This is a genomic window from Rhodoferax sp. RT5P35, from assembly GCF_056521385.1.
The window spans coordinates 1-1,572 of sequence record NZ_JBWMAX010000096.1 but is presented as its reverse complement, the minus strand read 5'-3'; the positions used below and the strand labels follow the sequence as shown (position 1 = coordinate 1,572).

General features: G+C 61.1%; 2 protein-coding genes. One reads left to right on the top strand and one right to left on the bottom strand.

Annotated elements, in window-relative coordinates:
• Positions 1–498, top strand: a 498-nt coding sequence (locus AC097L_RS23920; protein ID WP_479589227.1) for a Gfo/Idh/MocA family protein, incomplete at its 5' end; no start/stop codon positions are given.
• Here the strand turns inward: AC097L_RS23920 and AC097L_RS23915 are convergent.
• The gene (locus AC097L_RS23915) at positions 499–1,179 is read right to left on the bottom strand and encodes a glutathione S-transferase (RefSeq protein WP_479589226.1); all 681 of its coding nucleotides are present in this window, start codon (positions 1,177–1,179) and stop codon (positions 499–501) included.
• Positions 1,180–1,572 lie beyond the last annotated feature (393 nt).

The window sequence follows — 1,572 nt, the reverse complement described above, 5'->3', positions numbered from 1 at the left end:
TTCCGCCGTACCAACATGAACGCGCTGGGCCAGGCACGCAGCTGGACCGACCACCTGCTGTGGCACCACGCAGCCCACACGGTGGACCTGTTTGCCTACCAGTGCGGCAGCCCCATCGTCAAGGCCAACGCCGTGCAGGGCCCGATTCACCCCACGCTGGGGATTGCGATGGACATGTCCATCCAGCTCCAGGCGGCCAACGGAGCGATCTGCACCTTGTCGCTTTCGTTTAACAACGACGGCCCCCTGGGTACCTTCTTCCGCTACATCGGCGACACGGCCACTTACCTGGCGCGTTACGACGACCTGTTCACCGGCAAGGACGAGAAGATCGACGTGAGCCAGGTGGATGTGTCCATGAACGGCATTGAACTGCAAGACCGCGAGTTCTTCGCCGCCATCCGCGAAGGCCGCGAACCCAACAGCAGCGTCGCCAAAGTGCTGCCCTGCTACCGCGTGCTGCACCAGTTGGAGCAGCAGCTGAACGCGGCGGGCTGATCATCCCAGGGTAAACGGCCCACCCTTGGCCAGCGCCCGCTGGTACGCAGGCCGGGCGTGGATGCGCGCCAGGTAGGCCATCAGCCGGGGGCGGCTGGCATCCAGGCCGCCTCGGGCGGCGGCGGCTTCCAGGGGGAAACTCATCTGGATGTCGGCACCGCTGAATTCCTCACCGGCAAACCACAGGTTTTTGCCCAGCTCGGCCTCCATGAAGTCCAGGTGGGTGGTGATTTGCGGCTGGATAAAACTGCTCTTGACCTTGCTGCTGATGGCTTTGGCGATGGGTTTCACAAAAAAGGGCATGGGCGTGGATTCGACCTTGTCGAACACCAGCTTGAGCAGCAGCGGTGGCATGGCCGAGCCTTCGGCGTAGTGCAGCCAGTAGCGGTAGCGCAGGCGCTCGGGTGTGCCCAGGGCGGGTGCGAGGGCAGGACGTGTGGGGCCCTGGCCGTAGTGTTCGATGACGGTTTCGATGATGGCACCCGATTCGGCCAGCACCAGGTCGCCGTCCGTCACCACCGGCGATTTGCCCAGGGGGTGCACTGCGCGCAGGCTGGGCGGGGCCAGCATGGTTTTGGCATCGCGCTGGTACTTCTGTAGCTGGTAGGGCAGCTCCAGCTCTTCCAGCAGCCACAGCACGCGCTGCGAGCGGGAATTGTTCAGGTGGTGGACAGTGAGCATGGTGAAGGGGTGTAGAGGGGTATTTGCTATTAAAAAAAGAGCTGCTCATGCAGGCGATATAAGCACGGGGTGCCTAAAAGATGCTGAAAATGAAAACGTGACTTTACGTGGGCATTGCAATTCGCTTGCCAGCCATCACAGAACCGTCTTCAGCAGGTTTTATCATTTAACTTAGCTGGGCTAAGCATTTACGTTTATAAACCCGGTGCCCACCCTGTCTATTAACGTTTGCTTACCGCCTTGAACACCTCCCCGACAGCCCAGGATTCCGCCGCCATGGTGATGGACGTTGTGCCTGCCGTGATGGATGCGATCCGCACCTCGATGCGCCACGGTGCCGATGGCAGCTTGTCGGTGCCGCAGTTCCGTTGCCTGAATTTCATCTCGGGCAAA